The organism is Marinobacterium sp. xm-d-564, assembly GCF_013283345.1.
Classification (GTDB): Bacteria; Pseudomonadota; Gammaproteobacteria; order Pseudomonadales; family Balneatricaceae; genus Marinobacterium_E.
Window position 1 is genome coordinate 33,655 of sequence record NZ_WBYO01000012.1, and the last position, 25,719, is coordinate 59,373.

A 25,719-nucleotide genomic window follows, 5' to 3' on the forward strand; every position below is an offset into this window, starting at 1 on the left:
TCCCTAGCAAATCCGATCAATAACTCAAAACCGGCCGACCACCGACAAACGGCTTGAAAGCTGATAAAATTGCGGACTTTCGTTTTTCAATACCCTGAAGGTCCCAATGAGCCCATCACTACACTACAACTGGTTCTCTAACGTACGTGGCGACATCCTCTCTGGTTTGGTTGTTGCTTTGGCTTTGATTCCAGAAGCGATCGCCTTCTCGATCATTGCAGGCGTTGACCCAAAAGTCGGCCTATACGCCTCTTTCTGTATCGCTGTCATCACCGCATTTGCCGGTGGACGCCCGGGCATGATCTCGGCCGCCACGGGGGCCATGGCCCTACTGATGGTCACCTTGGTGAAAGAGCACGGCCTTGAATACCTACTGGCAGCAACCCTCTTAACAGGTGTTATTCAGATTGGTGCCGGTTATCTTCGCTTAGGCTCGTTGATGCGTTTTGTATCACGCTCGGTAGTGACTGGGTTTGTAAACGCTCTGGCGATCTTGATTTTTATGGCGCAGTTACCTGAGCTGATTGATGTCACTTGGCACGTCTATGCAATGACAGCAGCAGGCTTGGTGATTATCTACACCTTCCCCTACCTAACCACTAAAATCCCATCACCACTTGTCTGCATCCTTGTTTTGACCGCGGTTTCAATGGCACTGGGACTGGATATTCGTACGGTAGGCGATATGGGTGAACTACCTGACACACTCCCTATTTTCTTATGGCCAGATGTGCCTCTGACACTAGAAACACTGTGGATCATTCTCCCCTACTCATTGCCACTTGCAGTCGTAGGTCTTCTTGAGTCTCTTATGACCGCCACTATCGTTGATGACCTTACTGACACCTCAAGTGATAAAAACCGTGAGTGTAAAGGCCAAGGCCTTGCCAACATCGGTGCAGGCCTGTTTGGTGGCATGGCAGGCTGTGCGATGATCGGCCAGTCAGTGATCAACGTGAAATCAGGCGGTCGAACACGCCTATCAACACTGATTGCAGGTGTGGTTTTGCTCATTCTCGTTGTTTTCCTAGATGAGTGGGTCTCTCAGATTCCGATGGCAGCGCTGGTGGCCGTGATGATCATGGTCTCTATTGGTACCTTCTCTTGGGAGTCGATCTTTAACTTACGCAAACACCCAATGTCGACCAACATCGTTATGTTGACGACGGTCGCCGTCGTTGTGGCGACTCACAACCTAGCCTTTGGCGTCTTTGCCGGTGTGCTGTTAGCCGCCCTATTCTTTGCCAACAAAATTGGTCAATTCCTCTACATTGGCAAAGAGGATGGCGAGGGCGAAAACCATCGTGTCTATCGTGTTGTCGGCCAAGTATTCTTCAGTTCAAGTGATAAGTTCACCGCTGCGTTTGATTTCAAAGAGGACACGGATCGTGTCACCATTGATCTATCACGTGCACACTTCTGGGATTTAACTGCCGTCGGCGCACTGGATAAGGTGATTCTTAAATTCCGTCGTGAAGGGATTGCGGTTGATACCGTTGGTTTGAACGAGGCGAGCGCGACCATCGTGGATAAATTCGCCGTACACGACAAACCTGATCAGATCGATGAGCTGATGGGACACTAAGGAGTATTTATGACTCAAGTTGTAGCCTGTATTGATGGCATCGGTGAACGCTCAGAAGCCGTGTGTGACACGGCCGCTTGGGCGAGCCGAATTCTTCAAGCACCTCTTAAGCTTCTGCACGTTCTAGATAAACGTGAATTCCCAACGGAAGAGAAGAGTCAACTCAGTGGCACCATTGGACTGGGTGCCCGTGAGTCTCTTCTAGAAGAGCTCGCCTCTCTTGATGAGCAGCGTGGGCGCATTGCCCGTGAACAGGGTCGTGTCATGTTGAATGCCGCTCTAGAGAGAGCCAACCAAGATCGTGCTTTCGAACCCTCAACCTCACAACGTCATGGCGACCTGCAGCAGACCCTTGAAGAGGAGCAGTCAGATACTCGTCTGCTCGTGTTAGGCAAAGGCGCGCATGGGGATGCAATGGGGGTTCATATCGAACCGATCATTCGCGCACTGCATCGCCCTATTCTGATTACAGATACAGCACTGGTTGAACCCAAGCGTTTTATGATCGCTTACGATGGTAGCAAAACCGCTCGTAAAGCTCTGGATATGGTTGCCAAAAGCCCACTGTTAAAAGAGGCTGATTGTGAGCTATTAATGGTAGGGCCAGCGACATTCGACTTTAAACAGGAGTTGGAGATCGCTGAAAAGGTCCTAGTGGAGGCTGGCTTTAATGTGAATGCCACATTAGCGGCAGGTGAAGCAGAAGAAGTTATTCTGGAGCATGAGTCTAAGACGGGTTCAGAGCTGCTGGTAATGGGCGCTTACGGACACTCGCGTATCCGCCAGATGCTGGTTGGCAGTACCACTACCTCACTTCTAAGACGAACACCGACGCCCGTCCTTCTGTTGCGTTAGTCTTATCTGTTTTTGATAGCATTGCCTAGGAGGTTTAATACCCTCTTAGGCAATGTACATAATTACTTTTGAGCTTGATACTGCTCGAACGCCTCGATTGCTTGTGCACCATAGACCATTGAAGGTCCACCGCCCATCAACATAGCAACCCCAATCATATCGTCAAGCTCTTCTCGAGTAACACCAGCGTTGGTCGCGGCATTCATATGGTAGGCGATACAGCCATCACAACGGATCGCAATTGCAATGCCCAGCGCAATAAGCTCTTTCGTTTTAACATCCAACACCCCCTCTTTCATGGTGCCTTGATGCAACGCAGCAAAGCCTTTTCGCGCACCGTTCGGCAGCTTAGCGGCAAATTCATTAAGGTGATCGCGATATTCTGGGTAGTTATGACTCATAGCCTGCTCCTAAATTAAGTTAGAAGCAGAATAGAGAAGTGGGTAGGAAAGGTATTGAGATAGGTCAGTTAAATTAGAATTCTCTAAATTAAGTGCATAGATTCTAATAGGGCTTCAACTAAACCGATCAGGGCCAGACCAATAAAGAGTCCCGTTATCCGTTTAATCGACTCTTCACTAAAACGTGAAAAGAGCTTAGAGGCCAACGGCAAAGAGACCACACAGCCGACCATCAAGGAGGCCACCAGTGCATAATCCATGACACCGCGGCTACCAAAGGTGATTGAGACTGCCAGTGATAGAATCAGTCCAACAGGAATCGACGTCGCTACGGCAGATTTTACAGAGAGCCCGCCAGATGAAGAGAGTGCTGGAACCACTAGGACTCCGCCACCCACACCCGTAAGACCCATCAAAAAACCAGTGATACCACTGAGCCAAGAGAGGCTGAGTCTGCTTAAATATTCTTTAATCCGTTTAGTAAACATCGAAGCGAGAGAGAGCAGGCCAGCAAGAAGAACGAGTAGCATCAGCACTCGATCCACTGTCACTCTCATCTCTGGATCCGAAACGAGTGTTAAGCTCAAGGCACTGAGGATGGTGACCGGCAAGCATAGGTAGAGAAACTTTCGACCAACCGTCCAGTTAACCCCACCCTGCTTCGCATGACCAACTGTCATCAACACCTTCGCTAAAAAGGCAAAGAATGAGCCACTGGCAACCGCCAATGTTGGATCCAGATTAAACAGAACAATCAGGGAGGGAACCACCAGAACGCCAGCGCCAACACCCGATAAAAAGATCAGCATCGAGAAGAAGAATCCTGCCACAATTGCATAAGGATCCAGACTACTGAAGAGAGAGAGTTCCATCACATTGTCCTAAATTAAAAACCGCAGCTTATCGCTGCGGCATATCTGCTCGACCATAACTCAAACTAACAGAAGCATCGTCAGGGATGCTTGGAATAGTATCATTCCAATCCATCCAAACTTGACGCATCTCAGCCAGTTTATCTGGATAGTTCTTAGCTTGGTTCGCACGTTCGCGTGCATCGTTGACGACATTGAATAGATACTCATGCTCATCAACTTTCAGGTATTTCCAATCGCCCATACGGTAGGCACGCTGATCACGGTGATTCATACGCCAGAAGAGAGGACGTTCAAAGCTCTCAACTTGACCCGTTAGAACAGGTGTCAAATCTACTCCGTCCGTTGCGTAGCTTGGGTCCGCTTCGCCGCCACCGATCTTCATCAGAGTGTATGACCAATCCATTGTCATACAGTGCTGAGTCGTTTTCTGGCCAGCCTTAATGCCCTTAGGCCAACGAACCACCCAAGGGACACGAATACCGCCCTCTGTTAGGTCCATTTTACCGCCGACCAGAGGCCAGTTATCGGAGAAACGCTCACCACCGTTGTCGCTGGTAAAGACGATCAAGGTATCCTCTGTTAGGCCCTGCTCTTCAAGCGCAGCCATGATGTTCCCGATCCCCTCATCCATGTGGTGAATCATACGTTGATAGGTATGAATGTTACCGCCATCAAGATGGAAAAGATTGGTGATGTTTTTAGAGACCTCTTCGTCGTCGCGCGTCTCCCAAGGCCAGTGTGGCGCCGTGTAGTGAAGACTTAGGAAGAAAGGTTTACCGTTTTTCGCATCATCTGCTTTACGGTTTACAAACTGAACCGCACGCTCTGACAATAGATCCGTCAAATAACCCGGCTCATGGTGCTCCTCTTCATCAATGTAGAGATCATGGTCACCCTTACCACTGACATGGCTAAAGTAATCCACACCACCCGCCATAATGCCATAGAACTCATCATAGCCCGATTTGAGTGGACTGAAATGAGGTGGATAGCCAAGGTGCCACTTGCCGATTAGACCTGTGTTGTAACCCGCCTTTTTTAGCTGTGAAGGCAAGGTTGGGATTTCTGGTGGTAAGCCTAGACGAGGGTCACCCTTTGATCGACTGTTGATTGGTTCTTCCAATGCACCGCGTAAACGGTACTGGTATGCCATGGTCATCAAGGCAAAACGTGTCGGAGAACAGACGGGGGAGTTCGCATAACCGTCGGTAAAGATCATACCCTCTTCTGCCAAGCGATCGATGTTTGGAGAGATCATGCCAAACTGTGCTTCACGACCACCGTAACAGCCTAGATCTGCATAACCCAGATCATCAGCAACAATGTAAATAATATTGGTCATAGTGCCCCACCTTCCTTAATAAGGCTGTTAAATCCAAGAATACGACGGTGAGCAAGCAGGATAAGAACCGCTCCACCAAGACCGACTAGATCCCAGTAACCGTCAGGAACAAACATCAACACGACACAGCTGATGCGCAGTGCAATTTCGAAGATATTCAGTTTTGATTTATCAAAACCGATCAGTGCACTTGAAAGAACTGGAATGCTGACAATCAGTTTCAACATCAACCAGGCCCAAGGCAGCCAAGCGAACTGAATATTCTCTTGATCGACACTCAACATCATAGGGTTGTAAGCAAACATGAAAGGTATCAAGAAGATCATGATACCGATTCGAGAGGCATCAACGGATGTCTTAATCGGTTTACCCCCTGAGATGGTGGCTGCAGCATAGGCCGCTATTGCAACGGGTGGGGTGATGGCTGAACCCACTGCGATCATGAACACAAACATGTGAGCCGTTAGCGTGTCCAAACCGAGCATCTGCATCGCTGGAATCGCGATTGTTGCTACCGTTACATAAGCGGGTAGCGTTGGCATACCCATACCCAAGATCACACACCCGACTGCCGCAACAATCAACGAAATCATCAATGAATCGGTCACCACTGAGTTTAGAAGTACCCCAAATTTGACCGGCACACCCGTTGCTGAAAGCGCTGAGATAACAATTGAGACCGCCGCAATCGCCATTAAAAGGCCTGCGAAGGTGGATCCACCATCCGACAGACACTTAATCAAACGAGCAGGCTGTTTACGAATCTCAGGGTTAATGAAACTCAATGGGAATAGCAGTGCTAGAGCGGTAATCGAAGCGCCCGATGGTGACATACCTCGAATCAGTAGAACCACGATCACAAGCAGCGGGCCAAAAATCATTAGAAGATTAAGGTAGTCCTGTCTCTCTGGAACTGGAGTATTGGCAATATCCTCTTCGTTAGGCTGAATTCCCAAACGCTTAGTCTCGAAGTAGATCATCGTGCAGACACTGACGTAATAAGCTACAGCTGGTACTAATACAGCTACGATAACCGTCAGGTAGCCAACACCTGCAAAGTCCGCCATGACCAGTGCAGCGGCACCCATGATAGGTGGCATAATCTGACCACCAGAAGAAGCCGATGCCTCTACAGCGCCAGCAAAACTTTTCGTGAAGCCACGACGCATGATCATTGGGATGGTCACGACACCGGTGCCGACAACATTAGCTACTGCACTGCCCGACACGGTACCAAACAGGCCAGATGACATGACCGCTGCATAGGCAGGGCCACCCGCAGTGCGACGCATCCAGTAGAATGCGATGCGAATCATCGACTCACCGGCACCAACGCCCTCTAAAACGGCACCTAGAATGATGAATGGGAATACTGTTGTAATAACGATTGAGAAGGTACTTCCCATAATGCCTGTATCAAGCGAGAAGAGTAGATTCTGCGCCAACATCTCTTCGATACCGCTGTTAACAGTACGTAAAGGCCCCGGCCAAAGGTGCCCTGTCCACATATACGCAATTCCGATCACCCCAAGGATTGCAACCGGAATGCCCCAAATACGCCAACAGAAAAATAGAGCACCTGCAGCCGAGCAAACTGCGACCCACATCTCGTATGAGCCAAATAGGAACATTGCATCATCAATATCGCGCGCGACGAAATAGAACTCGAAGCTACCCCAGAAGAGGCCAGCAGTAGCTGCCAATCCTGTAAGAAGAACCCACCATGGCGTTTTCTTGCTTGAATCAGCCAGATCAACCAACACCATCGCTACACAAAGTGCGAAGAAGGTAGGTCGGAACCAGTGCATAGGGAAAGGCCCTAAACGGAAATCACCAATAGCTGGAAGGATATTTGCAAGGCCGTAGAAGGCCACCACAATACCCAAAACAAAAGCGATCGACTTTTGCACAGTAGCTGCGAGAGAAGTATTCATAATTAAGACTCTAAATAAGCGAGGCAAAGCTGCCCCGCTTTATAGGTAACGAGTAACTGAATAGTTACTTAAGGTTTGCAGGAACTTCAATACCCTGCTCTTCGTAGTACTTGATAGCACCAGGGTGAAGTGGAGCAGTTACACCTGTAAATGGGCTGTACTTAACTAGGTGGTTAAGTAGACGGTTGTCTTTACCCATCTGCTCACGTGACTCCATGTAAACCTTAGTCATTGTGTAGGCAAGATCATCAGACATCTTCTCGTTCACACCGATAAACATCAGTGTTAGGAATGCGCCTGAATCAGTCTCATTAGCTTGATCTGGGTAGGTACCCGCAGGAACGACAGAAGCTTCCATACCCAATCCAGCTTTAGGCTGTGTACCTTCAGGAATTCCTAGGATCCGAATTGGACGCTTAAGGCTTAGCTCAGCAACAACCTGCGAGCCTACTGGGAAAGAACCTACGTAAACGTCAAACTGGCCATCCTGGAAAGCCTGAGCTGCAGCACCCCAAGGTGCTTTGATGCCCTCGTATGCATCTTTAGCTAGGCCACCCGCTGCTGCAAGAGAGGTGATCTGAGCGTTAGCAGCACCCGCTGGTGGACCGATGTATACGCGTTTGCCGGCTGCATCCTTCCACTCGTTGATGCCGTTATCAGCCCAAGTGATCGCGTGGTAAGTACTGCCAGGGAAGCCGTAGAGTGCACGCACAGTTTTAGCCATTTCAGCGCCTTTCTCAGCGCCCATCTTCTTGTAAGGGCCTTTACCTACTGTTAAAGCTTTAAAAGCGCCTGGTGGAATAACGGCTGAATCTAGTTTGCCCGTAGCTACTTTTAGTAGTGACTTAGTCAGTGTCTGACCCATCGCTAGCTGAACATTGACATCCTTATCAGCAAGGTAAGAGGCCATAGTCTGAGGCATTAGACCGACAACAGACTGAGCAGTTGCTGCTTCCATACTGATATCTGCTGCTTGTGCAGTAACTGACGCGAGGCCTAATGTAGTCGCAAGGACAGTTTTACGAAGTGCGTTCTTGAACATCATTTAACTCCAAGGGTTATTATTTTTAGAACTTAGCCAGTCTAGTAGATTGCTTATAAATGTTTAAAATGCATTTTTAAATAGCCAAATTAAAAAAAACGTATGGATCCAAAACACCTCTATTATCTATCGGTGGTCCTTGAGAAGGGCTCTTTGACAGAAGCCGCTAAACATTTAGCACTGACTCAGCCAACCCTGACTCGCACCATGGCGACACTGGAGATGCAGGCTGGAACACAGCTGTTCAGCCGAAGTCGATACGGCGTTAAAGGAACTCCTGTTGGTGTCGCCTTGGCTCGTGAGGGTCGAACGATCAATCGAAGCATGGAGGCGGCACGATTTCATGCATCGCGTTACAGAATTGGTTTGGACAAAGAGATTCGCATTGGCATTGGTCCACTACTGTCGGCAACCATCATGCCAGACGCCATGAACTCACTGTTAGAGCGGCACCCTAAGGCCTCATTGACGATTGAAGTCTCTCGCCCAACGGCTGTCATTGATCATCTAATCGATAATCAACTGGATATTGCGATTGCACCCTCTGCGTCTGACAAAATGATACCTGGCTGTGACCGACAGGTCCTCTTTAATGATGAAATCGCCATCTACTGCAGTAAAAACCACCCTTTAGCCGACAAATCGGATTTAACGATTGAGGATTTAGCGGCAGCGAATTGGTTAAGTCTTGGCCACGGGTCACCTTTTGAACGTGAGGTGATGGAACTGCTTAAAGAGTCTGGTCTAGCAAAAATACGTACTCAGATTGTCTTTCGTAATGAGGGGTATCTTCTGTTAGAGACTCTTCGTCAAGGGAAGCATCTGGCGGTATTGCCCAACGTGCCGATGCAGGTATTTAAAGATTCTGAAGAGTTTAAGCGGATAGAGTTCAAACGAGAGCTATCTCAACCGAGAAATATCTATCTTTGGGCGCGTGAAGAGATGCTGGAGAATAGCATCTATGAAAGTATTAAAGAGGTGATGCTGGCACAAGCAAAGACACTCATCGCCAGCACTCAGTAGGATTAATTAGCCTACCTTTTCACCTTTGGCTTGTAGGTCAGCATGGTAAGATGAGCGGACCAATGGTCCACTGGCAACATGACTAAAGCCCATCTCTTTTGCCAACGCCTCAAACTCTGCAAACTCATCAGGTGTGACAAATCGATCAACCGGAAGGTGATCACGGCTTGGCTGTAGGTACTGCCCAATCGTAATCATGTTGACGTCATGTGCACGAAGATCCTTCATCACCTCAACAATCTCTTCGTTCGTTTCGCCGACGCCGACCATCAAACCAGACTTGGTACGCACTTCTGGACGCAGTACTTTGTAGCGTTTTAGAAGCTCCAATGACCAAGCATAATCAGCCCCTGGGCGAACCTGTTTGTAGAGACGAGGCACTGTTTCTAGGTTGTGGTTAAAGACATCGGGCGGAGTATCTTTAAGGATCTCCAATGCGATATCCATGCGGCCACGAAAGTCAGGCACCAGGGTCTCTATTTGAATAGAGGGCAGACGTTCACGGGTTTCACGAATACAGTCAGCAAAGTGCTGTGCGCCACCGTCACGTAGGTCGTCTCGGTCTACAGAGGTAATGACCACGTAACGAAGACGCATATCCGCAATCGCTGTGGCTAACTCAATAGGCTCGTCTGGCGATAAGGCATTAGGACGGCCATGTGCAACGTCACAGAACGGACAACGGCGAGTACAGATATCGCCCATGATCATGAAGGTCGCTGTACCATGAGTAAAACACTCACCTAGGTTTGGGCAGCTCGCCTCTTCACAGACCGACGCAAGTTTATGCTTACGCAGGGTATCTTTGATGCGCTTAACTTCAGCATTAGAGCCCATGCGGACACGAAGCCAATCAGGCTTACGTGGCATATCCTCTTTTTCAGTCGGTATTACCTTAACCGGAATACGTGCTAACTTTTCAGCGCCACGCAGCTTAACTCCCTGCTCCGCTACACCCTTAGGTTTGATTGTCTCTTCACTCATTCGCTATCCCATCCATGAATAGTGTGCCACTCTGCGTAGCCAATTGCGTTTGCCAGATATTGTACTAGTTCAGACCCAACCTTTTCTACTTTAGTCGCAGAAGGATCAAACCTTGATAACTGTGTCATCTGAAGCCCTGCATAGCCACAGGGATTAATTCGTAAGAAAGGCTCAAGATCCATATCGATATTGAGCGCTAAACCGTGAAAGCTACGACTCTTGCGTACGCGCAGTCCCAGTGAACAGATCTTGTCTCCATCGACATAAACACCCGGCGCATCTGGTTTTGCGGCGGCTATGACTCGATAATCCGCTAACAGAGAGACAACCGAATCCTCCATCAGTGTGACCAGATCTCTAACACCCAACTTATTACGTTTTAAATCAAGCAGTAGATAGATCACCAGTTGACCCGGCCCGTGGTAGGTAACCTGACCCCCTCGATCGACTTGGACGACAGGAATATCACCGGTGCCCAACAAATGCTCCGCTTTACCAGCTTGCCCCTGGGTAAAGACAGGCTCATGCTCTAACACCCAGAGCTCATCCGCTGTGTCTGCTGTCCGCTCATTAGTAAAAGCCTGCATCCTATCAAAGGCTTCTAGATAAGGCTGACGCCCTAAATAGCGAACGTTTAGAGGTAGATCAGATACCACTAAAGCACCATTTTGACGCGACCTGACGCCTTCAGATCGGTATGAATCTGCGCCAACTGCTCTTCACTGGTTGCAGTGATCAATACACGAACTGAGGTAAAGCGTCCTTTACTACTGGCATTGATCTCAACTTTAGACTCATCCAAATCCGGGTCGTAAAGCTTCATGGTATTAACTACGAAATCTCTATAGTCCGGCGCACTGTCACCGACCACCATGATTTTGTAGTCAGGACAAGGAAACTCAATTTTAGGAGGTGTAGGTTCGCTCATAGGTACCTCTAAAGTGAACGAAAGGTGGTTCAATCAGCGACTAACCGAACAACCCTTGGAAAAACAGAACAATGCTGTGCCAGATCGCTTTCACGAAGCCAGCCTCTTCAACCGACTGAAGCGCAAGCAAAGGCTCACGAGCGGCCTCTTCACCCTCTAGGGTCACTAGAAGATGACCTACCACTTCACCCGCTGCTAGAGGTGCTTCAATAACCTCTGGAAGGTCTAAAGTCGCGGCTAACTGATTCTCGCTGCCGCGGGGAATGGTTAACGACAGATCACCACCCAAGCCGAGAGAGACTGAATCGGTCATACCCTTCCAAACCTTTGGCTTATTCAGCTCTTGACCCGCTTTGTATAGTGGGTAATTTCTGAAGAAACGAAAGCCGTAAGCCAACAGCTTTTGACTCTCTTGGGCACGAGCTTGATCAGACGTCGTTCCTAGAACCACAGAGATCAGACGCATATCATCACGCACGGCTGACGATACCAGGCAGTATCCCGCCTCTTCCGTATGACCCGTCTTGATACCATCGACCGTTGGATCGCGCCACAACAGACGGTTACGGTTAGGCTGTTTGATATCGTTGTAGGTAAAGTACTTCTCTTTGTAGATGGCGTACTGTTCAGGGAAGTCCTGAATCAACGCACGACCAATCAACGCTAGATCTCGTGGTGAAGAGTAGTGACCCTCAGCAGGTAAACCGGTCGCATTTTTAAAGTGGGTATTGGTTAGACCCAAACGCTCAGCATGCTGGTTCATCAAATCAGCAAAGGCCTCTTCACTCCCAGCTACATACTCAGCCAAAGCAACCGACGCATCATTCCCTGACTGGATGATGACTCCACGAAGCAGATCCTCCAAACGAACTTGAGTCCCTTCACGAACAAACATCCGTGACCCTTCCGTTTTCCAAGCTTTAACGCTGATTGGCACAAGGTCGTTAAAGCTGATGTTACCCTCAGACACTTCGTGCTCAACGATGTAGCTGGTCATCATTTTAGTCAAACTCGCTGGTGCAAACTGACCATCTGCACCTGACTCAGCAATGATGTCACCCGTCGAGGCATCCATTAAGACATAAGCTGTTGCCGCTAATTGGGGTGGTGGAGGCAGAACGGCTGCCTGAATTTGAACCGTCGCAACCGCGACAAACAGTAGAACTAGGAAACGAATCTTTGAGAGCATCTTTACAACTTTTAAATAGGTTAAAACAGTTTAGGGGGATTTTATCAGCAATGGCGATGAATAGCCCATCGACTCCAAACTTTGCACCATTGAGTCAATCGACAGTGTGTCAGTCAGCGGCCCCACGAGCACTCTATGAAACTCGACATCACCCTGGCGAACTCTCTTGATGACGGCTTGGACGCCATCCATCGCTGAAAGTCGACGCTGAACCGATAGAGCCGAGCTCTCTTTACCAAAGGATCCTACTTGAAGGAATGCACCGGTATCGTCAGGTTTTGGCTGTTGAAGAGACGCAACAGGTTGAGGCGTTTTCTCTACTGTTTCAGTGGTATCAGCATGACTTCGAGCATCAATGGCCTCGACCCTAACTCGACCGGTACCCTGTTTCAAAATTTCCAAACGCGCCGCGGCTGAGTAACTTAGATCGATCAAGCGATTTTCATGAAAAGGGCCGCGATCGTTAACGCGCACAATAACCGACTTACCGTTATCCAGATTGGTCACTTTTGCGAAGCTGGGAATGGGCAGGCTCTTATGTGCAGCAGACATCTTGTAGATGTCGTAGATCTCACCGTTCGAAGTTTTGTGACCATGAAACTTCAGGCCGTACCAAGAGGCGATACCCTCTGCTCTGTAACCAATGTGCGAAGGGAGCACATTATAGCTTTTACCCCAGACCTCGTAGGTCGAACGATTGCCCCCACGACTGTAAGGTATGTCGACAGGCACAGCATCGGCCACATTCGATACATCCGGTGGATTATCAGGGGCAAAATCTTTGCGAACTTTGTATCGACCGCCTGCCGTTTCACGATCGTAGGTAGGCGTGGAACTACAACCGACCAGAGCCAAGGCAAATAGAGCTACGATTGATTTCAGCGTAAATCTTGTCACCAGCTAACCTTTGTTGATCTCAAGACGAATAGCTTCGCTCAATTCACGTACCGCATTGGCATAAAGACGACTGTGATTGTAGCGAGTGATGACATAGAAGTTGTGCAGTCCGAGAAGATAGTGATCACCTTGATCGCTGCTCATACGCATCAGTGTTGCAAGTTGATCGTCTGCTAGCTCACCCTTGGCAATCACTCCACGTTGACGCCACTCATCCAGTGTAAGCTCTGGTTGAAGGCCCTTGTTAAACCACTCTGAATCAACACTGCCATTCAAAAGGACGTCACTGACAATGGGCTCACCGGCACGCCAGCCATGACGAGCAAAGTAGTTCGCCACACTGCCAATCGCATCAACAGGGTTACCCCAAATATCGCGCTGTTGATCGCCGTCAAAATCGACGGCATAGGCTAAGAAGCTAGAAGGAATGAATTGACCATACCCCATAGCGCCAGCGTAAGAGCCTTTCAAAACACCGGGCTCAATACCTTCTTGGCGTGCTAAGCGAAAGTAGTCACCCAACTGCCCTAGGAAGAAGTCGGCACGTTTAGGGTAGTCAAAACCCAAGGTCGACAGCGCATCCAATACTCGATAATTGCCAGTGATACGCCCAAAGCGTGTCTCCACACCCATGATCGCTAAAACAATCTCAGGCGGAACGCCATACACTTCTTCAGCTCTTAACAGCGTCTCTTTGTGCTCTTTCCAGAACTGAATGGCTTGGTTGATACGACGCTGCTCAATAAAAATCGCTCGGTACTCGCCCCAATTTAGGCGGCGCTCTGCTGGACGGCTGATCGCATCAATAATGCTCTGCTGATACTTTGCTCGACCTAACACATCACGAATGTAACTCTCTTCGAAACCGTCAGCCTTCAGATCATCAATCAATATCTGAGCTCGTGGATGGGCCTCATAACCAGCAAAAGAGGCTGTTGATACCGCTAAACAACCCGCTAACACCATCGTTTTAAAACGTTTAAGCATGCTTATCTCCAAGCAGTCATCTTATTATTCTAGCGTCGCAACATCGATTTATGGGTATGAATCGACATCAGAATTCCGAAACCTATCATCAACGTCACGATAGAGGTACCACCATAGCTCACCATTGGTAGAGGGACCCCTACGACCGGCAGAATACCACTGACCATGCCGATGTTGACAAAGACATAGACAAAGAATGTCAGCGTGATACTTGCAGCTAGCATACGGGAAAAACTGTCAGGTGCCTTAACAGCGATCATTAAGCCACGACCTACAATTAAAAGGTATAGAGCGAGTAGCACCAATACCCCTTTCATTCCCAGCTCTTCGCCGATTACTGCAATGATAAAGTCTGTATGAGATTCAGGAAGAAAGTCCAGTTGAGACTGAGTACCACTCAAGAAGCCTTTACCTGAGAGGCCACCCGAACCGATCGCCGTTTTAGACTGTATGATGTTCCAGCCCGAGCCAAGAGGGTCGCTCTCTGGATCTAAAAATGTCAGCACCCTCTGTTTCTGATAATCCTTCATGATCATCCAGAGCCCAGGCAGTGAAGCCGCTACAATCCCAGCACTCAGAAAGATCCAGCGCCAGTAGATTCCCGAAAAGAGCAAAATAAATACACCAGAGGCACCGATCAGCAGCGAGGTACCAAGGTCCGGTTGCTTCATAATCAGTGCAAATGGGATCGCAATTAAGATCAAACTCACTATGATCGCTTTGAAGTTGGGTGGCAGTGTGTAGCGAGCGATGTAACCCGCCACCACAATAGGTAGTACCAGTTTCATTAACTCTGAAGGCTGAAAACGAAAACCGGGCAGCGCCAACCAACGTTGAGCCCCTTTAGCACCGACCCCAAACAAGATAACGCCAACCAACAAGGCCACACCAAGCAGGTAGAGCCAGGGCCCTACCCTCATGATCACCCTAGGGGGGACTTGCGCGAGAAAAATCAACGCGGCAAATCCTGCAGCCATGCGGATGGCCTGACGCTCAACATAGGCCCAGTCTTGCCCTGATGCACTGTAAAGAATGACCAGCCCTGCTACACAGAGCGCTAGCAATAGTAAAAGCAAGGGTAAATCTAGGTGAGTGTAATTCCACAAGGAGCGCTGCTTGCGAAGTCCTGACTGATCTGGCGAGACGGAGCGGTGGAAATCTTTAGACATTAATCATCTCCCAACTCACTGGTGTAATCGCCCAGTAACCAAGCATCAATCACTTCACGCGCGACCGGTGCTGCAGCTCTAGAACCACCCTCGCCGTTCTCGACGACTACCGCCACTGCAATTTTAGGATCATCAGCCGGTGCAAAGGCAACAAAGAGTGCGTGGTCTCGCTGACGTTCTAGCAGAGCCTCTGAGTCATATTCAGCATCTTGAGCAATGCCGACCACTTGGGCCGTACCTGTTTTGCCTGCCATGGTATATGGCGCTCCCGCACCGGCTTTTCGAGCCGTACCGTAGGGAGCATTCACCACATTCACCATGCCTTCAATAACCTTTTCAAAGTACTCGGGGTGATTGAGTTCAACATCGGGTAGTGTCGGCTTCTGTTGTAGCTGTTGGATAATCTCTGTCTGTTCCGCAGTTAGCTCATTTTCAGCGATGAAGCTCTTGATCATCTGTGGACGCACCCACTTACCGCGATTGGCTAACACTGCTGTAGCTGTCGCGAGCTGCAGTGGCGTAGCTATCATATAACCCTGCCCAATACTTAGATTGAGTGAATCACCGGGGTACCAAGGCTGTTTTTCGCGACGCTTCTTCCACTCATTGGATGGGAGAATAGCTCGGCCCGCTTCAGGCAGATCCAGACTGGTGACCTGTCCAAAACCGAAACGCCCTAAATAGTCACTGTAAACATCAATCGATGTTTTAGAAGCCGTATCATAAAACCAGACATCACAAGACTCAGCCAATGCGTGATTCAGATCGACTCGACCGTGACCAGATTTCTTCCAATCTCGCCATTTCCGACCATTTTCAGAGAGTTGATAGAAACCTGGATCCCAAACTTTGTGATCAATCGGTACCGATTTAGAATCAACTGAGGCAAGCGCTGTGAAGGGCTTTAGCGTTGATCCCGGTGGGTAGGCTCCACGGATGGCGCGATTGTAAAGGGGCTGATCTTTATCATCGCGAAGCGCATTGTAGTTATCGAATGAAATACCCGTTACAAACTCATTGGGGTCGTAAGAGGGGTTGCTCACCAATGACAAGATTTCACCGGTTTGGGGTTCAATCGCTACAACCGCAGCTCGCTTACCCTCCAACAGTTTCGCTGTAAACTGCTGCAGCTTTAAATCGAGACTTAACTGGATATCCAAACCTGGGGTTGGGTCCTCTTGCTCCAAAACACGCATGACTCGGCCGCGCACATTGGTTTCAACACGCTGCAAACCGACCTGTCCATGCAGTAGCGGCTCGTAATATTTCTCAACCCCAAGTTTGCCAATATAGTGTGTTGCAGCATAGTTATTAGGGTCTAAGGTTTTGAGTTCACGCTCATTAACACGCCCAACATAACCAATGGCATGCACCAGTGAATCAGGGTGAGGATAGTAACGAACAAGATCAGCTTCAATCTGTAGCCCCGGTAGACGATAGAAGTTCACTGAGAGCTTAGCGATCTCCTCTTCGGTTAAGCGAGATTTGAGAGGAACGGTGGAGTGTGGACGACGACGGTGCTTAAGGCGCTTTTTAAAGCCTTCTACCTCTGCCGCAGAGAGCTCTACTAGAGAGGCGACATCCTCTAATAGCGAATCCACATCATCGACCTCCTCTTTAAGGAGCGTCAAACTGAAGCTAGGGCGGTTTTCTGCCAACAGTTCGCCATTACGATCGTAGATAAGACCTCGTCTGGGGGCGACTGGCTGAAGTTTAATGCGATTGTTTTCTGATAACAGAGAGAATCGATCGTGCTCAACGACCTGCAAGAAGTAGATTCGACTGACCAGAATGGCCATCAGCACTAAAACGAAAAGAAACGCGACGACTGCTCGGTTAACAAAGAACCGATTCTCTTTCTGGTAGTCGTTAAATCGTCTCTGATCCATCTAACTCACTTATGGTAGGGATGACCTTGAAGTAAGGTCCAAGCTCGATATATCTGCTCAGCAAGAATAATGCGAACCAGCGGGTGCGGTAAAGTCAGCGCTGATAGCGACCACTTTTGATCGGCAGCGGCGATGCATCTTGGATCAAGACCATCGGGACCACCCACCAAAAGCGTTATATTATTTCCTTCCATCCGCCAGTTTTCAGCCTGTTCTGCAAGCTTTTCTGTCGACCAGTTCTTGCCATCAACACAGAGAGCGATCACTCGATCCCCTTTTGGGATGGCCGCCAACATGGCGTCACCTTCAGAGCGCATAGCCCGTTGGATATCAGCCCCTTTGCCACGATGGCCAGGCTGTAATTCAACCAGTTCTAGCTGAAAATCAGAGGGAAGACGCTTGCAGTACTCTTGGTAGCCGTCCGTGACCCATTTTGGCATCTTAGTGCCGACTGCAAGCAATCGTATGCGCATAAGGCTTAGGCGTCGCCTACTGACCAGAGGCGTTCAATGTCATAGAAATCACGAGCATCTGGCATCATCACGTGCACAATGATGCTACCAAGATCGACCAATACCCAGTCACCAACCGTTTGACCTTCAATACCCATAGGCAAAAGACCCTGCTCTTTCACCTTGTCGATCACCTCTTGAGCAGCGGCTGCTACTTGACGCTTAGATGTACCACTTGCAACCATCATGTAGTCAGTGACGGTAGAGCGGCCACGAACATCGATTAGGTTGATATCTTTTGCTTTCATTCCCTCAAGCGCATCTTGCACTAGGGCGATCAATTGATCATCTTGCATGTAAATTAAATTACCTTTCATTGGCGTCATAGAGACGCTCATTTCTAATAAAATTCCAAACGCTGTCTGGAATTAAAAATCTGGGGTTTGAGCCCCGCTTAATAATCTTTCTAACCTGAGTCGCAGAGACATTCATCGGAGTCAACTGATGCATCGCCAAATGACCTGAAGGACGAAGGCTTAACGCTTCTAAATCCTCAACCCTATGCTGATCAATAAAGCACTGAAGCTCTGAATCAAACTCAGGTTCATAACCGGGTCGAGCAACGATCAACAAGTGACCGAAATCCGTTAACTGCTGCCAATGGGACCAACTCTTAATGCCCAGCAGAGAGTCCATCCCCATCACCATTATTATGGGCAAATCCTCACCCACTTCGGCACGTTTTTTCATCAACGTGTTGATGGTGTAGCAAGGCTCATCACTGATCAATTCACAATCATCAGCAACCAGTGCAGGCTCCGATTCTACCGCTAGCCGAACCATCTCAAACCGCTGCACGGCAGAGCCGCCGGTTGATGCTTTATGGACTGGCTCACCGGTTGGGACCAGATTAATGTGAGGCACGTTGAGCACCTCCTGAAGTTCTAGCGCAGTTCTGAGATGTCCATAGTGAATAGGATCAAAGGTACCACCAAAAAGAACCAGAGGAGGTTTCTGCATTACTTACGAACCTGCCCTTCTCCGTAAACAATGTATTTCTGAGACGTCAGCCCCTCTAGACCGACCGGCCCACGAGCGTGAATCTTATCCGTAGATATACCGATTTCAGCACCTAGGCCGTATTCAAAGCCATCGGCAAATCGAGTAGAGGCGTTGATCATGACAGAGCTGGAGTCGACCTCACGCAAAAATTGACGCGACAGCGTGTAGTTTTCAGTAATGATCGCGTCGGTATGGTGAGAGCCGTAGTGATTGATGTGCTCAATTGCACGATCTATACCCTCAACAATTTTGATTGAAAGTATCGGCGCCAAGTACTCAGTCGCCCAATCCTCTTCAGTCGCTGCATTGGCTTGAATAATGGCACATGTCTTGTCACATCCACGAAGTTCTACACCCGCCTCAGCGTAGGCCTCAGCTAGCTCTTTAAGAACCTCATCAGCAACCGATTCATGCACCAGCAGTGTCTCCATGGTGTTACAAGTACCGTAGCGATGAGTCTTGGCATTGATGGCAATATTGATAGCCTTAGCTAGGTCAGCCTCTGCATCAATATAGACATGACAAATACCGTCGAGGTGTTTAATAACAGGCACGCGCGCATCGTTCGAGATACGCTCGATCAACCCCTTACCGCCACGAGGCACGATAACATCCACAAACTCTGGCATAGTAATCAACTGACCAACGGCTTCACGATCCGTGGTTTCCACCACCTGGACAGCCGTTTCAGGCAAACCAGCCTGTTTTAGGCCCGCCATAATCGATTTAGCAATCGCCTGATTAGAGTGAATTGCCTCAGAACCACCGCGAAGAATCGTAGCGTTACCCGACTTTAGACAGAGACTGGCGGCTTCCATTGTGACATTCGGGCGTGACTCATAGATGATGCCTATTACGCCTAGAGGAACACGCATCTTACCTAGCTGAATTCCGGATGGCAGAAAACGCATGTCGGATACATCACCGACAGGGTCTGGTAGAGCGGCAACCTGACGAAGACCCTCGATCATGCCATCGATACGCTCTGGAGTTAGCGCTAGACGATCCAGCATCGCATCATCAAGCCCACGAGCCTTTCCAGCCTCAAGGTCTTTCTGGTTAGCTTGAGTGATCGCATCACGATCGGCATCAATAAGTTCAGCCATTGCAAGCAATGCACTGTTTTTCTGTTCTGTATTAGCACGTGCTACGACACGTGAAGCTTCGCGCGCATTCGCACCAAGCGTCTGCATGTAATCCGCTACATTCATCAGGTCTTTACCGATCAATTTATTGAGAAGTCTAGTATAGCGTGACAGCGATAAAGAACCCACCAATAACAAGAAATTACACCAGCAAAAATCGCTTTTAATGCCTATGAAATAGTTACAAATTTTAGGAACCAACTGGTCGATCGGTCGAAGACAGACTGGTATTATGAAACTCTTATTTTGTGTACTGGAAACAAAGGCATGCTTGAACAAGACGGCGAACAATACAAAGGTTACCTACGTTGGTACCAGCGCCCAGCCTTTGCTGCAGCCATCGCTCTGGTTTTGCTCTTCTCTTCGACCTTGGTTGGCTCCTATCTGTTGGCCAAAAATGCCGCAGAAAACGAAGCACTAAAACAGGCCAAAATTTGGAGTAACAGCGCCTCCATGCTGGTTGCGCCTCTAATTCTCTCTAAAGATTTAGTCAGCCTTAACTTTGTCACCAATCAGATTGCAGACGACCCTTTCGTAGCAGGCATTCAAATCACCGATAGCCAGACCATGAGACTAGCTGCAGCTGGCAAGCAAGAGGGTGTCCACACAGCAAAATCCATCGCACCTAATAACGAAGCCATTGCTCAATTAGAAGTGTGGATCGACCCGACTCCCGTTCAGCAACAACTCAATTACCAGACGGGACTGATCAGCAGCGGCGCTATTATCGCTTTTCTGTTATCACTGTTTATCTATCGCCGGCAGAGCAAACTTCTTGAAGAGGAAGTGGCTTATATTGAACAAATTGAGCAACATTTTGACGATCAAATCACAGACTCAACGGAAGCTCAGGAAACAATCGACGACAGCGATGAAGAAGTTTATGAAGACGATGTAGAGGCAGAAGCGCTAATCGAACAAGAACCAGAGCTAGACGATCAAGAACAAGACACTGAGATCAACTCCCTAGATAACCACCTTGGATCCGAGGCGGAGACAGAGATTGAATCGACTATTGAGACTGAAGTGGACACTGAAGTAGATTACGATGACATAGGCAATTTCGGATCCGCGTACGATGACCCGATTGTTGAAAACAGCACTTCAGATGAGCCTAGCGAACCTAACTTTGAAGAAGTTCACGAGCCAAACACTGATGAGGCAGACATTCCGCCTTGGGAACCTAGCGAAAATGAGACAATGGTAGAGACCAATGAACCTACCAACATTGAACCCCCTATCGTCAAAATGCAGATAGATGAGACCGATAAGGATGAGATCGATCTGGTTGAACTTCTAAAACCAGAGAGACGCGAACCGAGCGTACCGCCCTTCAAGCCTCTATCAAAAGAGCCCGAACAAGAGCGTGAAGAGCCCAGCTTTGAAACGTTGATGTTTGATACAACGCCAGAGCGCCAAGAGCCCGTGAAGAAACTGGCGCGCAAACTGCCTATCATCAATGAAGAACAGCTCGATCTATACACCATTGAACAGGAGCTTGATCTGTTAACACCAGCCAGTGAAGCGGCCTACGTTGTCCTGATCGACTTTACCAGCCCCCACTCGGCGCTGATCTCCAATGAAGAGCAGTTACAGATCAAACGCACTTACCGAACACTGGCGAACTCCGTTGCCAATATTTACGAAGGCGAGGTCTCCGCACTTGGCGAAGACATACTGATTCAGTTTGATAATGCCAGCGAGGATGACGAGCATGGCGTTAATGCGGCTTGTGCAGCCATGCTATTTGCCCAACTTGCCCGTTCGTACAATAGAAGTCGTTCAGATCAGCAGGAGCCGATACTGAACGTCCACACCGCAATTGTAAGAGGTCAACAGGGTCGTCAGGATAGAATGGCCGACGAAGCCCGCTTCTTAACTCGCTCAACCAAAACAGATCGATTGATTAGCCATACAGCACTCTCAGAGGCACCCGATCTAAAAAGCGGTGTTCTATCAACCGCTGAGATCAAACGCGAAGATGAGGACAAGGTGCTGATCCTATCGTTGAGTAAAAGCTATCAAGATCTGTTAGAAAAACAGGGGCGTTATCTTCTGGCAAAACTGGCACAGCAGGCCGCACAGTAATCTTCATAAACCGCACATTATTGATTCAACAAAAAAGGGAGCCAGCGGCTCCCTTTTGATATTTAGGTAGTCATTACTCTACCGATAGATGGCTCACTCGCTGATAGCCCCTTGGCAGTTTATTGCCTCGACGACCGCGCTCTCCACGGTAGTGTTCTAGATCGGCTTTGGTCATTTTAAGGTACTGCTTACCCGCATGAACCAGAAGTTCCTGATCTTCATTAAGAACAGCCACAGCAACCATCAACTCTTCACGAGCTTGAGCCCTTGCCGACGGGATGTTAATGATCTTATTACCTTTACCTCGTCCCAATACAGGCAGCTCAGAGACTGGGAACACCAGTAGACGCCCTTCAGAAGTTACGGCAGCGATCAAACCATTTTCGCTATCAGAAATGGAAGCAGGCGCTACGATATTGGCCCCTTTGGGTAGCGTCAGTACCGCTTTACCGTTTTTCGTCTTACTGGTCATATCACCTATCGACGTGACAAAGCCATAACCAGCATCTGAAGAGAGAAGAACCTTATCACTCTCTTTACCCGCGGTTAGTGCCTCTATCGAAGCACCCTTTTGCAGACTAATGCTACCGGTAACAGGCTCGCCTTGCCCCCGAGCTGAAGGCAGGTTATGAGTCTCTAATGTATAACTGCGCCCCATACTGTCTAGCAGGATCGTCGGCTGGTTCATGCGTCCAGCAATCGAGAGTTTATAACCATCACTCGCTTTGTAATTCAGAGTAGCCGGATCAATGTCATGCCCTTTAGCAGCACGGATCCACCCCTGTTTAGAGAGGACGACGGTAACAGGATCAGAGGTAAGCAGATCTTTATCACTGAACGCTTGAGACTCTTCACGCTCAACCAGAGGAGAGCGGCGATCATCGCCAAACTCTTCAGCAGCCTGTTCAATCTCCTCTTTAATGAGATTACGCATCAACTCATCAGAACCAAGAATAGATTCAAGTTTTTTACGCTCTTCATCTAACTCAGACTGCTCTGCACGGATCTGAAACTCTTCCAGTTTCGCCAAATGACGAAGTTTGAGATCGAGGATGGCGTTAGCTTGGACATCCGTTAGACCGAAGCGCTCCATCATAACCGTTTTAGGCTCATCCTCGTTGCGGATGATTGCGATCACTTCATCGATATTAAGATAAGCAATGATCAAACCATCGAGGATATGCAGTCGATCTAATACTTTCTGCAAACGGAATTCGAGACGGCGTCGAACAACCTGGGTACGCCAAGTAAGCCACTCCGTTAAGATCTGACGAAGATCTTTAACCTGTGGACGGCCGTCAATGCCGATCATGTTGAAGTTAACTCGGTAGCTTCGCTCTAGATCGGTGGTTGCAAACAGGTGAGCCATCAACTGCTCAATATCGATACGATTTGAGCGTGGCACAATCACGAACCGAGTCGGATTCTCATGGTCTGACTCATCACGCAAATCGCTAACCATTGGCAATTTTTTCTGCTGCATTTGAGCTGCAATCTGTTCAAGCACCTTAGCACCAGATACCTGATATGGAAGAGCCGTAATGACAACGTCACCATCCTCAATTTCATAAATAGCACGTGCTTTTACAGAACCACGACCGGTCTCATAGATCTTTTTAAGATCAGCCGTCGGTGTAATGATCTCAGCAGCGGTTGGGAAATCAGGGCCTTTTACTTTCTGACAAAGACGCGCAACACTGGCATCAGGATTGTCGAGCAGATAAGTACAAGCCCGAGCGACTTCGCGAAGGTTATGGGGAAGAATATCAGTCGCCATACCAACGGCGATACCCGTAGAACCATTCAAGAGTACGTTAGGTAGACGCGCTGGCAGAACCTCAGGCTCATCCATCGTGCCATCAAAGTTAGGTACCCATTCAACCGTTCCTTGACCTAACTCTTTTAACAACACCTCGGCATATTTAGAGAGTCGCGCTTCAGTGTATCGCATTGCTGCGAAAGATTTAGGGTCGTCAGCAGAACCCCAGTTGCCTTGACCATCTACAAGCGGATAGCGATAACTGAAAGGCTGTGCCATAAGCACCATAGCCTCATAACAGGCCGAATCACCGTGCGGATGAAACTTACCTAAAACGTCACCTACCGTACGTGCTGACTTTTTAAATTTGGCGCTCGCCTTTAGTCCAAGCTCAGACATTGCATAAACAATACGGCGTTGTACTGGCTTCATACCATCGCCTAGATGAGGCAATGCACGGTCAAGAATGACGTACATTGAGTAATCTAAGTAGGCTTTCTCTGTAAAGGTCTTTAAAGGAAGGGTTTCGACCCCTTCATCGATCAGATTTTCCACAAATAGTGTTCCCAGACGGGTTAGCATTTACAAAAACAGTTGTTTACGAGTATGCCACCATAGACACGCGCTTGCATCTGAAAAGCACCAAGATAGGATCAAATGCGTAGAGTGAAAACGAGTATCAACAAAAAGACACGGACAAGATGAACCTGTTAAAAGCTGTTTCTATTTCAATTCTGTTTGGCATATCAGCCGTATCAGCAGCTGAGTGGCAAACTGATATAAAAAGTAATAATCCCATTGTTGGAAAAATATGGGACAACACTAACCAGCGCTTTATAACCCAACAGCAATTACTGGATCATATGAGTGAGATAGATTGGATATTGCTGGGTGAAAATCATGAAACGGATATTCATCACGAACTTCAAACAGAGATACTAGAGCTACTATCCCAAAAGAAGATACTCGGTAATGTTGCCTTTGAAATGGCTAATACAGATCAACAGACTGCACTAGACAGCGCATTAGGGGAGCCGTCGAATCCAGAACAACTCAACTGGCAAAAGGGCTGGCCTTGGGAGTGGTATAAATCACCCGTGAACTTTGCTTTAACGAAAGCAAATAGAGTACTCGGCACAGACCTAACTCGACAACAACAGATGCAAGCCTACATGGACGAATCAATAGATCATCCTAACGAACTCTACAAAAACTTTATGCTCGACATACTCTATGAAGGCCACTGCGGTAAGCTACCCAAATCACAACTGGGCAACATGTTAAGAGTTCAAATAGCCCGTGATCGACAGATGGGCAGAGTACTTAAAGAGAACAGCACCGATATGGTCGATCTATACATTGCAGGCAATATGCATGTCAGAAAAGATGCCGGCGTCCCCTTTCATAATCAGCTGAATAGCCTATCAATCATGATGCTATCTGTTGGTGACAGCCAAGACCCCTTTGAAATCGTACCAGACAGCTATCAGGAAGAAGCGATAGCTGATTATGTGATATTCACACCGGAAGTAGAGCAGAGGGATCACTGTTCGCAGATTGAAGGGTAGTAGTTAGCTGTTGGAGCGGTCTTGCGAAGGCCGTGAAGGTTGGGCGCGTAATTAGAGAGCAGGTGACAGGCTAAAGCCAGTCACTGGTGTGCTTAACTCGCTACGAAGCTGCGGTGACTGGCCTTCAGCCTGTCACTGGTGTGCTTAACTCGCTACAGAGCTACGGTGACTGGCCTTCAGCCTGTCACTGGTGTGCTTAATTCACTACGAAGCTACGGTGACTGGCTTCAGCCTGTCATCCGCTGTTGACGTTGGCAGAGATCTTTTTTAAAACCGTTGGAGCGGTCTTGCAAAGGCCGCGATGGATTTGGCAGAGATCCTTTACGAAGCTCTCAATGACCTACAATAGGTGCCGAGCGTTGCTCGTCATCGCTTCGCGACGCTTGCAGCGCCTCCCCGCCGCACTTTCAGTGCATGCGTGGTCACATGGGCATTCGCTCAGAAGTCTCCTTGCGACCAAAAAACAAAAAACCCCAGGACCTTTCGGTACTGGGGTTCTTTGTTTATTAGGTGCCTGGCAATGACCTACTCTCACATGGGGAAAC

23 protein-coding genes are annotated in these 25,719 nt (G+C 48.5%); 5 read left to right on the forward strand and 18 right to left on the reverse strand.

Translation table 11 applies throughout. From position 1 onward, the window contains the following. Positions 1–106 precede the first annotated feature (106 nt). Together XMD564_RS10765 and XMD564_RS10770 are read left to right on the forward strand one after the other, a co-directional pair. A complete protein-coding gene (locus XMD564_RS10765) occupies positions 107–1,585 on the forward strand; it encodes a SulP family inorganic anion transporter (RefSeq protein WP_173482016.1) in 1,479 nt (492 codons plus the stop codon). Between the two features lie 9 nt (positions 1,586–1,594). After that, positions 1,595–2,440, forward strand: a complete 846-nt coding sequence (locus XMD564_RS10770; protein ID WP_173508317.1) for a universal stress protein — start codon at positions 1,595–1,597, stop codon at positions 2,438–2,440. Positions 2,441–2,502: 62 nt separating this feature from the next. Here XMD564_RS10770 and XMD564_RS10775 read toward each other — a convergent pair whose 3' ends face one another. From XMD564_RS10775 to XMD564_RS10795, 5 genes are all read right to left on the reverse strand, one after another. After that, positions 2,503–2,841, reverse strand: coding sequence for a carboxymuconolactone decarboxylase family protein (locus tag XMD564_RS10775; protein ID WP_173482018.1), 339 nt, complete (start codon positions 2,839–2,841; stop codon positions 2,503–2,505). Positions 2,842–2,924: 83 nt separating this feature from the next. Next, positions 2,925–3,713 carry a sulfite exporter TauE/SafE family protein gene (locus tag XMD564_RS10780; RefSeq protein ID WP_173482019.1) on the reverse strand — a complete coding sequence of 263 codons (789 nt, stop codon included), beginning with the start codon at positions 3,711–3,713 and terminating at the stop codon, positions 2,925–2,927. Positions 3,714–3,741: 28 nt separating this feature from the next. Beyond that, the gene (locus tag XMD564_RS10785) at positions 3,742–5,058 is read right to left on the reverse strand and encodes a sulfatase (protein WP_173508318.1); all 1,317 of its coding nucleotides are present in this window, start codon (positions 5,056–5,058) and stop codon (positions 3,742–3,744) included. After that, complete coding sequence (locus tag XMD564_RS10790) at positions 5,055–6,992, reverse strand: TRAP transporter fused permease subunit (protein WP_173482021.1); 1,938 nt, start codon at positions 6,990–6,992, stop codon at positions 5,055–5,057. The genes XMD564_RS10785 and XMD564_RS10790 overlap by 4 nt, the downstream gene beginning before the upstream one ends. Positions 6,993–7,056: 64 nt before the next feature. After that, positions 7,057–8,037: a TAXI family TRAP transporter solute-binding subunit gene (locus XMD564_RS10795; RefSeq protein ID WP_254442903.1), complete on the reverse strand. Its 981-nt coding sequence runs from the start codon at positions 8,035–8,037 to the stop codon at positions 7,057–7,059. A 99-nt stretch (positions 8,038–8,136) separates the two neighbouring features. Between XMD564_RS10795 and XMD564_RS10800 the strand changes: the two genes are divergently transcribed. Further along, positions 8,137–9,057: a LysR family transcriptional regulator gene (locus XMD564_RS10800; protein WP_173508319.1), complete on the forward strand. Its 921-nt coding sequence runs from the start codon at positions 8,137–8,139 to the stop codon at positions 9,055–9,057. A gap of 6 nt (positions 9,058–9,063) precedes the next feature. Here XMD564_RS10800 and lipA read toward each other — a convergent pair whose 3' ends face one another. The 12 genes from lipA to XMD564_RS10860 all read right to left on the reverse strand — a co-directional run bounded on the left by lipA (position 9,064) and on the right by XMD564_RS10860 (position 19,825). Continuing rightward, positions 9,064–10,041, reverse strand: a complete 978-nt coding sequence (gene lipA, locus XMD564_RS10805) for a lipoyl synthase (RefSeq protein ID WP_173482025.1) — start codon at positions 10,039–10,041, stop codon at positions 9,064–9,066. Then, entirely contained in the window at positions 10,038–10,628 is a 591-nt protein-coding gene (gene lipB / locus XMD564_RS10810) for a lipoyl(octanoyl) transferase LipB (RefSeq protein WP_254442908.1), read from the reverse strand. The genes lipA and lipB overlap by 4 nt, the downstream gene beginning before the upstream one ends. 68 nt (positions 10,629–10,696) lie before the next feature. Continuing rightward, positions 10,697–10,969 carry a YbeD family protein gene (locus tag XMD564_RS10815; protein WP_173482027.1) on the reverse strand — a complete coding sequence of 91 codons (273 nt, stop codon included), beginning with the start codon at positions 10,967–10,969 and terminating at the stop codon, positions 10,697–10,699. 40 nt (positions 10,970–11,009) lie between these two features. Further along, the gene (locus XMD564_RS10820; protein ID WP_173482028.1) at positions 11,010–12,158 is read right to left on the reverse strand and encodes a D-alanyl-D-alanine carboxypeptidase family protein; all 1,149 of its coding nucleotides are present in this window, start codon (positions 12,156–12,158) and stop codon (positions 11,010–11,012) included. A gap of 30 nt (positions 12,159–12,188) precedes the next feature. Further along, positions 12,189–13,055 carry a septal ring lytic transglycosylase RlpA family protein gene (locus XMD564_RS10825; protein WP_371739866.1) on the reverse strand — a complete coding sequence of 289 codons (867 nt, stop codon included), beginning with the start codon at positions 13,053–13,055 and terminating at the stop codon, positions 12,189–12,191. 3 nt (positions 13,056–13,058) lie between these two features. Then, positions 13,059–14,042, reverse strand: a complete 984-nt coding sequence (gene mltB, locus XMD564_RS10830; RefSeq protein ID WP_173484716.1) for a lytic murein transglycosylase B — start codon at positions 14,040–14,042, stop codon at positions 13,059–13,061. Positions 14,043–14,071: 29 nt separating this feature from the next. Beyond that, a complete protein-coding gene (gene rodA / locus XMD564_RS10835) occupies positions 14,072–15,211 on the reverse strand; it encodes a rod shape-determining protein RodA (RefSeq protein WP_173508320.1) in 1,140 nt (379 codons plus the stop codon). Next, a complete protein-coding gene (gene mrdA / locus XMD564_RS10840; protein ID WP_173482031.1) occupies positions 15,211–17,100 on the reverse strand; it encodes a penicillin-binding protein 2 in 1,890 nt (629 codons plus the stop codon). Before mrdA ends, rodA begins: the two co-directional genes overlap by 1 nt. A 5-nt stretch (positions 17,101–17,105) precedes the next feature. Next, entirely contained in the window at positions 17,106–17,573 is a 468-nt protein-coding gene (rlmH, locus tag XMD564_RS10845) for a 23S rRNA (pseudouridine(1915)-N(3))-methyltransferase RlmH (protein WP_173482032.1), read from the reverse strand. 5 nt (positions 17,574–17,578) lie between these two features. Continuing rightward, positions 17,579–17,908, reverse strand: a complete 330-nt coding sequence (gene rsfS / locus XMD564_RS10850; protein WP_173482044.1) for a ribosome silencing factor — start codon at positions 17,906–17,908, stop codon at positions 17,579–17,581. A gap of 10 nt (positions 17,909–17,918) precedes the next feature. Further along, on the reverse strand, positions 17,919–18,572 hold the full coding sequence (nadD, locus tag XMD564_RS10855; protein WP_173483268.1) for a nicotinate-nucleotide adenylyltransferase: 654 nt from the start codon (positions 18,570–18,572) through the stop codon (positions 17,919–17,921). Next, entirely contained in the window at positions 18,572–19,825 is a 1,254-nt protein-coding gene (locus XMD564_RS10860) for a glutamate-5-semialdehyde dehydrogenase (RefSeq protein ID WP_173484717.1), read from the reverse strand. Before XMD564_RS10860 ends, nadD begins: the two co-directional genes overlap by 1 nt. Before the next feature lie 201 nt (positions 19,826–20,026). Here XMD564_RS10860 and XMD564_RS10865 point away from each other — a divergent pair, with 201 nt between their 5' ends. Beyond that, positions 20,027–21,847 (forward strand): hypothetical protein, encoded by a 1,821-nt coding sequence (locus XMD564_RS10865; protein WP_173508321.1) that lies wholly within the window; start codon positions 20,027–20,029, stop codon positions 21,845–21,847. A 73-nt stretch (positions 21,848–21,920) separates the two neighbouring features. Here XMD564_RS10865 and parC read toward each other — a convergent pair whose 3' ends face one another. After that, positions 21,921–24,161 (reverse strand): DNA topoisomerase IV subunit A, encoded by a 2,241-nt coding sequence (parC, locus tag XMD564_RS10870; protein WP_371731451.1) that lies wholly within the window; start codon positions 24,159–24,161, stop codon positions 21,921–21,923. A gap of 146 nt (positions 24,162–24,307) precedes the next feature. Here parC and XMD564_RS10875 point away from each other — a divergent pair, with 146 nt between their 5' ends. Then, positions 24,308–25,174, forward strand: a complete 867-nt coding sequence (locus XMD564_RS10875; RefSeq protein WP_173508322.1) for a ChaN family lipoprotein — start codon at positions 24,308–24,310, stop codon at positions 25,172–25,174. Positions 25,175–25,719 lie beyond the last annotated feature (545 nt).

Coding starts and splice junctions, on each gene's coding strand:
- mrdA (WP_173482031.1), bottom strand. CDS start 17,100: ATGGATCAGAGACGATTTAACGACTACCAGAAAGAGAATCGGTTCTTT.
- mltB (WP_173484716.1), bottom strand. CDS start 14,042: ATGCTTAAACGTTTTAAAACGATGGTGTTAGCGGGTTGTTTAGCGGTA.
- XMD564_RS10775 (WP_173482018.1), bottom strand. CDS start 2,841: ATGAGTCATAACTACCCAGAATATCGCGATCACCTTAATGAATTTGCC.
- XMD564_RS10875 (WP_173508322.1), top strand. CDS start 24,308: ATGAACCTGTTAAAAGCTGTTTCTATTTCAATTCTGTTTGGCATATCA.
- XMD564_RS10785 (WP_173508318.1), bottom strand. CDS start 5,058: ATGACCAATATTATTTACATTGTTGCTGATGATCTGGGTTATGCAGAT.
- XMD564_RS10860 (WP_173484717.1), bottom strand. CDS start 19,825: ATGAATGTAGCGGATTACATGCAGACGCTTGGTGCGAATGCGCGCGAA.
- rodA (WP_173508320.1), bottom strand. CDS start 15,211: ATGTCTAAAGATTTCCACCGCTCCGTCTCGCCAGATCAGTCAGGACTT.
- lipA (WP_173482025.1), bottom strand. CDS start 10,041: ATGAGTGAAGAGACAATCAAACCTAAGGGTGTAGCGGAGCAGGGAGTT.
- XMD564_RS10815 (WP_173482027.1), bottom strand. CDS start 10,969: ATGAGCGAACCTACACCTCCTAAAATTGAGTTTCCTTGTCCTGACTAC.
- XMD564_RS10865 (WP_173508321.1), top strand. CDS start 20,027: ATGCTTGAACAAGACGGCGAACAATACAAAGGTTACCTACGTTGGTAC.
- XMD564_RS10790 (WP_173482021.1), bottom strand. CDS start 6,992: ATGAATACTTCTCTCGCAGCTACTGTGCAAAAGTCGATCGCTTTTGTT.
- lipB (WP_254442908.1), bottom strand. CDS start 10,628: ATGCAGGCTTTTACTAATGAGCGGACAGCAGACACAGCGGATGAGCTC.
- XMD564_RS10820 (WP_173482028.1), bottom strand. CDS start 12,158: ATGCTCTCAAAGATTCGTTTCCTAGTTCTACTGTTTGTCGCGGTTGCG.
- XMD564_RS10800 (WP_173508319.1), top strand. CDS start 8,137: ATGGATCCAAAACACCTCTATTATCTATCGGTGGTCCTTGAGAAGGGC.
- XMD564_RS10770 (WP_173508317.1), top strand. CDS start 1,595: ATGACTCAAGTTGTAGCCTGTATTGATGGCATCGGTGAACGCTCAGAA.
- XMD564_RS10795 (WP_254442903.1), bottom strand. CDS start 8,037: ATGATGTTCAAGAACGCACTTCGTAAAACTGTCCTTGCGACTACATTA.
- rlmH (WP_173482032.1), bottom strand. CDS start 17,573: ATGCGCATACGATTGCTTGCAGTCGGCACTAAGATGCCAAAATGGGTC.
- XMD564_RS10780 (WP_173482019.1), bottom strand. CDS start 3,713: ATGGAACTCTCTCTCTTCAGTAGTCTGGATCCTTATGCAATTGTGGCA.
- XMD564_RS10765 (WP_173482016.1), top strand. CDS start 107: ATGAGCCCATCACTACACTACAACTGGTTCTCTAACGTACGTGGCGAC.
- nadD (WP_173483268.1), bottom strand. CDS start 18,572: ATGCAGAAACCTCCTCTGGTTCTTTTTGGTGGTACCTTTGATCCTATT.
- rsfS (WP_173482044.1), bottom strand. CDS start 17,908: ATGCAAGATGATCAATTGATCGCCCTAGTGCAAGATGCGCTTGAGGGA.